The organism is Vibrio floridensis (genome assembly GCF_021852965.1).
Classification (GTDB): domain Bacteria; phylum Pseudomonadota; class Gammaproteobacteria; order Enterobacterales; family Vibrionaceae; genus Vibrio; species Vibrio floridensis.
Genome location: NZ_JAKGCY010000031.1, coordinates 1 through 5,714 on the forward strand (window position 1 = coordinate 1; position 5,714 = coordinate 5,714).

Sequence of the window (5,714 nt, forward strand, 5' to 3'; positions counted from 1 at the left end):
TGGTGCCGACTACCGGAATCGAACTGGTGACCTACTGATTACAAGTCAGTTGCTCTACCTACTGAGCTAAGTCGGCATAAGTGGAGCGCATTCTATTGAATCATTCCTTTGCTTGCAATAGCTTTTTGCCAAAAAAAACGTTTTTTTTGGCAAAAGAGGAGCTCGTGGTGCAAAAACATACAACTCTCTCTTTTTTCACTGCCGTTTTGTCATTGTCATTTGCTTTCTTTAGCTCATGATGTATTTTGCTTGCTCTTCCCTGATTCACAAGGATAGGACAGAGCCTCATGAGCCCATTTTTGTCATTTAGTCGCGCCGATTGGTCTGAATTACGAAATTCAGTGCCGATGACATTATCTGAAGATGACTTAAAGGCATTGCAAGGGATCAATGAGAATCTGACGATGAGGGAAGCTGTTGAGGTTTATTTACCTCTCTCTCGTCTTCTCAATCTTTACGTACAAGCTCGTCAGAGTCGTAATTCCGTATTACATCAGTTTTTAAATAATGACGAAAACCCACCACCATTTGTGATCGGCATCGCAGGTAGTGTCGCGGTGGGTAAAAGTACGACCGCGCGTGTTTTAAGTGCTTTACTTTCTCGATGGGAAAACCACCCAAAAGTCGAGTTGGTCACCACTGATGGTTTTCTTTATCCAAAGAAGGTTCTCAATCAACGCGGCATCATGCATAAAAAAGGATTTCCTGAATCTTATGATATGAAGAAGCTGGTGCAGTTTGTCTCCGATGTCAAAGCAGGTAAACCAGAGCTTGAGGTTCCTGTTTACTCGCATATTACTTACGACATTACGGAGAAAGTAAAGAAAGTGGATCGCCCCGATGTTTTGATCATAGAAGGCCTAAACGTACTACAAAGTGGCATGGACTACCCGCACGATCCTCATCGTGTCTTTGTTTCTGACTTCCTCGATTTTTCTATCTATGTCGATGCGGAAAGTGAAACGATCGAACAGTGGTATATTGAACGCTTTCTAAAGTTCAGAAAAGGTGCGTTTACCAAGCCAGGCTCCTACTTCAGTCACTACACGAAACTCGATGAGCAGCAAGCCATCCAAAAAGCAAAAGAGATCTGGCGTGATATCAATGGCATTAATTTAGTACAGAATATTCTGCCAACAAAAGAAAGAGCGCAGCTAATTTTGCGCAAAGGTCACAATCACTTAGTTGAAGAGATCCTGCTGCGTAAATGACACTAGGCTCCAATTTCATCGGTCAATCATTTGCTCTCAGAGATATTTCACCGCCAACGTAGGCTTGTGTACCCTCGCTGTTTTTTATTACAACCCCACCTAGGTTATCGATACCTTGCACTTCACCAATGACTTCTCTTGGCCCCATCAGCAATCTTACTTGCCGCCCACGGTAGTTATCCAAACGGTTCCAACGCTCAATAAAACCATTTAGTCCAAGACTTTCGTACTGTCGTAGTGCATCACGCCACTTAGCGATAAGCGCGATAGCCAACTGATTACGATCAATATCCTTCGCGCTATCAATACTATTCAACGCCGTCCAAGGCTGATCAATTTTATCTGTTGCCATCGCCATCTGGATATTTAACCCCATGCCGATCACCAAATGCGCAGCTCCTCCTGCCTGCCCGCTCATTTCGACCAAAATACCAGCGAGTTTTTTATCTTGGTAATAAACGTCATTTGGCCACTTTAGCTTCACACCATCGATCCCCAGAGACTCCAAAGCTTCAACTGCTGCGATACCAACAACAAGGCTCAAACCCATCGCTGCCGCCATTCCCGCATCGAGTTTCCAGTACATTGACATATAAAGATTCGATCCAAAAGGGGAAAACCACTGTCTCCCTCGACGCCCTCGACCTTCAGATTGATACTCAGCTAAGCAAACATGGCCCGATTCAAAGGAGTTCAAACGATCCAACAAATATTGGTTTGTCGAATCAATGACCGGAATTAACTCAATGCTGTCGCCTTGTAGCTGTTCTTTGTCCAGTAGCCTTAATGGTTGAGCCAATTGATAACCACGCCCCTGGATGCGGTAAACATCCACGCCCCAATCTTGCAATGCATTTATGTGCTTTGATATCGCCGCTCTGGAAATCCCAAGCTCACTGCCTAACACTTCCCCAGAATGAAACTGGCCATCAGCAAGTTTCTTGAGCAGATGTAATTTGACAACGTGTTCCTTTTTCATCGCAAAGACCTTATTGCATGTAGATTCGTTTCACTGGTTGCCCCCATAAAGCGAACTTCATGCTCAAGTTGTATCTGGTATTTATCCCAAACGGCATCACAAATTAAGCTCGCTAGATCGACAACATCCTGTGCGGAACATTGATCGATGTTCGTCAGCACTAAGGCTTGTAATGGGTGCACTTGAGCGCCACCGACTTTGTGACCTTTTAGGCCACATTGATCAATGAGCCACCCTGCGGCCACTTTCATTTTTTCTCCCGCTGGATACGCAACTATCGTGGGATAATCCCTTTGAATCCGCTGCCAATGGGATTGACTGATCAGTGGGTTTTTAAAGAAACTGCCGGCATTACCGACTTTATTCGGGTCAGGTAACTTCTCTTGCCTAATTTGGCAAACTGTTTCGTAAACACTTTTAGGCGTAAGCTCAGTTGCATCAATTTTTTGCAGCGGCCCATAAGAGATATTTGCCTGCCATACTTTGGGCAACTTGATACCGACCGCCGTAATAATCGCTTTTTCAAACAGATCATGCTTAAAAATTGAATCTCGGTAATCAAACAAACACTCTTCCGCACTTAGCCTTTGATGAGAAAAATCATCCAACATCAAAACATCGACATAGTCGCAAACATCGCGAAACTCAACGCCATAAGCACCGATATTCTGTATTGGCGCCGAACCCGCGCAACCAGGGATCAGTGCAAGATTTTCCAATCCGCCAATGCCTTGGTTGACACACCATTTAACCAAGTTAGGCCAATCTTCACCCGCGGAGATGTGCAAAAAGTAATGGGATGTGTTTTCTATTAACACCTTACCCATTAGGCGATTTCTGAGTACCAAACCACGATACGGTTCTGTGAAAAGAACGTTGCTACCCTTACCCAGAATCAACTTAGGCAAGTTCTGATATCGCGGATCAGAATAGACTGAAACAAGATCTGCCGTGCTCTCGACTTCAATGAGATAGTCACAGGTTTGATCGATAGAAAATGTGTGGTAAGGCTTTAATGATACATTGCGTTGAATTTGCATGGGACAATCGTATTAACTTAAACTCCCAACATTCTACATCACTTATCCATTAGACACAGTGCCATGAGTCATTCAATTCGATTTGAAGTCCTTGATCCAATCAAGTTGCCGTTAATCAAAAAAATTTACAAAGCTCATTATCCAAGCGCTAAAGTCAAACGCGATGAAATGATCATTATTGCGCAGATAGCACAACAAACCGTAGGGGTGGTGCGTCTGCGTTATATAGAGCAATATCAGCTACTCACCGGCATGTTGACACTACCAAATGCCAGAGGTAAAGGCTACGGACATGCTTTACTGGAATACTGCACGTCAAATCATCTGAATGAAGATGTTTTTTGTTTTTCTTACCGCCATTTAGAAAACTTCTATTCTTGCCATGGTTTTCAAGAAATTGACGTAGATAAACTACCTAATACACTGAAACAGAAGTACTTACGCTATTCAGAAAGTGGCAAAGATCTCGTTCCTATGCAATATCGAGCACAAATAGACTAAGAAAGCGTCCTTTTCTGGTATTAGATTTAATAAATTTGGTAGAATTTGCAGCTCGCAATACTGCACATAACTAAGGTAATACACCCCATATGATGGCTAGCAGGAATCCTTTTGCTCAACTACCCAGCGTTGCTGTGGATGCTGATGCCCTGGAAGTTCTTCATACTGCGAAAGACTTCAGACTTCGTTTAATTGATGCAATCGCCAAAGCAACGTCAAGAGTTTGCTTAGTTGCGCTGTATCTCGAAGATGATGAAGCAGGAAGAGAAATACTGACCGCTCTATATGAAGCAAAACAGCGCAATCCGGGATTGGATATTAGCGTATGTGTAGATTGGCATCGTGCGCAAAGAGGTCTCATTGGTGCAGAAGCATCCGAAGGCAATGCCGCTCTGTATAAGGCGTATGCCAACAAGTATCAACACAAGATTCCTGTCTATGGTATTCCGGTGAGAGGACGAGAGGTCTTCGGCGTACTTCACCTAAAGGGTTTCATCATCGATGATACAGTCATTTACAGCGGAGCTAGCCTCAATAATGTCTATCTTCAATACGCAGAACGTTACCGATTTGACCGTTACCATGTGATTCACAGCGAGACCCTTTCAGATTCAATGTTCAATTTTGTTCAAAGCGAAATGATTGCGAATCCAGCTGTGAATGATTTAGCGGCCGAAGATAAACCTGAGACCAAAGAAATTAAGACTGCAATTCGACAGTTTCGCTCAGCATTATCTCGAGCCAAATATCAGTTCGAGCCCGAGGTAGTTTGCGAAGGTAAGTTTGCCATCACCCCTCTCGTTGGGCTAGGTAAGAGGCGTAACACCCTCAATCAAAATATCACAAAGCTTATCGATGTAGCCGAGAATGAAATTTTCATCTGTACCCCATACTTTAATTTTCCTAAAGATTTAGCAAAAGGCATAAAGCGCGCACTAAAGAGAGGCGTAAAGGTGACGATCGTTGTGGGCGATAAGACCGCCAATGACTTTTATATATCCCCAGATAAAGAGTTTAAAACCATTGGTGGTCTGCCGTACCTATATGAGTTAAACTTGCGCAAATTTGCTAAAGCGAATGAGGCACAGATAGCGGCAAGAAATCTTTCAATTAGACTCTGGAAAGATGATGATAATAGCTTCCATCTTAAAGGTATTTGGGTTGACAAACGTTACATGCTGCTTACTGGAAACAATCTCAACCCTAGAGCTTGGGCATTGGATCTTGAAAATGGTCTGTTAATCCGAGACGACTTTGCGCAGCTAACGGAACAGTTTGATTCTGAGGTCGACAATATTCTCCAACACACTCAGTTAATATGTACATACAAACAACTTGAGAAAGTCGAAGAATATCCGGAAGTGGTTCAGAAGCTGGTCCGCAAAATTACTCGAATTAAAGCCGATGGGGTACTAAAGAGAATTCTCTAGTATTGACGGCACATTAAAACATCACTTAAGCCCAACGACGTGTTGGGCTTTGTTATATGTGTAACTCTCCCGAATGACAGCAAGCTCCTGTGGTGTTTAATAGCCATCTAGCAAAGATAAGAAGGACTGAGGGAAAAAACAGGAACGGGTTTTAGAGCATCAGTCTCACTCAACCTCCCCACAAATAGCCAGAGTAGAATCTAATAGAAGAAGTATGGAGTCGATCAATACAACACTGTCTAATACCAACCTAACTAAAAATATGATCTAATTAAGGCTGTTACTTCTTCGTGATAAATGACGCTATGGACAGTCTCAATAACATTGATTTCAAAAAACTTGCTAGCCAACAAAAATCTATTCAAAGGAAGATGCGATTGCTCGCATTGGCCCATTTTAAAGATAGTCACTCTCGAACCCAAATTGCTAAGTTCCTTAAGGTAAGCAGAACCAGTGTGAATAAATGGGTACAAATATTCCTTGAAGAAGGGCTTGAAGGACTGCAAGAGAAACCAAGAACGGGTCGCCCAGCATTTCTTAACGCGGAGCAGCG

The 5,714-nt window shown here is 43.0% G+C and carries 6 protein-coding genes and 1 tRNA gene; 4 read left to right on the top strand and 3 right to left on the bottom strand.

Translation table 11 applies throughout. The annotated features are described in order from the left end of the window. Positions 1 to 76 (bottom strand) — tRNA-Thr (locus tag LZU85_RS20030). A 211-nt stretch (positions 77 to 287) separates the two neighbouring features. On the opposite strand from LZU85_RS20030, the gene coaA reads away from it, so the two are divergent. Next, complete coding sequence (gene coaA, locus LZU85_RS20035) at positions 288 to 1,211, top strand: type I pantothenate kinase (RefSeq protein WP_176299794.1); 924 nt, start codon at positions 288 to 290, stop codon at positions 1,209 to 1,211. Between the two features lie 22 nt (positions 1,212 to 1,233). Here coaA and birA read toward each other — a convergent pair whose 3' ends face one another. Together birA and murB are read right to left on the bottom strand one after the other, a co-directional pair. Beyond that, positions 1,234 to 2,190: a bifunctional biotin--[acetyl-CoA-carboxylase] ligase/biotin operon repressor BirA gene (gene birA / locus LZU85_RS20040; RefSeq protein WP_237288326.1), complete on the bottom strand. Its 957-nt coding sequence runs from the start codon at positions 2,188 to 2,190 to the stop codon at positions 1,234 to 1,236. After that, positions 2,187 to 3,230: a UDP-N-acetylmuramate dehydrogenase gene (gene murB, locus LZU85_RS20045; protein WP_176299792.1), complete on the bottom strand. Its 1,044-nt coding sequence runs from the start codon at positions 3,228 to 3,230 to the stop codon at positions 2,187 to 2,189. Before murB ends, birA begins: the two co-directional genes overlap by 4 nt. A gap of 63 nt (positions 3,231 to 3,293) precedes the next feature. On the opposite strand from murB, the gene LZU85_RS20050 reads away from it, so the two are divergent. The 3 genes from LZU85_RS20050 to LZU85_RS20060 form a co-directional block, all read left to right on the top strand. Continuing rightward, positions 3,294 to 3,731 carry a GNAT family N-acetyltransferase gene (locus LZU85_RS20050; protein ID WP_176299791.1) on the top strand — a complete coding sequence of 146 codons (438 nt, stop codon included), beginning with the start codon at positions 3,294 to 3,296 and terminating at the stop codon, positions 3,729 to 3,731. Between the two features lie 89 nt (positions 3,732 to 3,820). Continuing rightward, a complete protein-coding gene (gene pssA, locus LZU85_RS20055) occupies positions 3,821 to 5,161 on the top strand; it encodes a CDP-diacylglycerol--serine O-phosphatidyltransferase (protein WP_176299790.1) in 1,341 nt (446 codons plus the stop codon). A gap of 371 nt (positions 5,162 to 5,532) precedes the next feature. Continuing rightward, the coding region (locus LZU85_RS20060; RefSeq protein WP_237288328.1) for a helix-turn-helix domain-containing protein at positions 5,533 to 5,714 on the top strand (182 nt) is incomplete at its 3' end.

Coding starts and splice junctions, on each gene's coding strand:
- murB (WP_176299792.1), bottom strand. CDS start 3,230: ATGCAAATTCAACGCAATGTATCATTAAAGCCTTACCACACATTTTCT.
- coaA (WP_176299794.1), top strand. CDS start 288: ATGAGCCCATTTTTGTCATTTAGTCGCGCCGATTGGTCTGAATTACGA.
- pssA (WP_176299790.1), top strand. CDS start 3,821: ATGATGGCTAGCAGGAATCCTTTTGCTCAACTACCCAGCGTTGCTGTG.
- birA (WP_237288326.1), bottom strand. CDS start 2,190: ATGAAAAAGGAACACGTTGTCAAATTACATCTGCTCAAGAAACTTGCT.
- LZU85_RS20050 (WP_176299791.1), top strand. CDS start 3,294: ATGAGTCATTCAATTCGATTTGAAGTCCTTGATCCAATCAAGTTGCCG.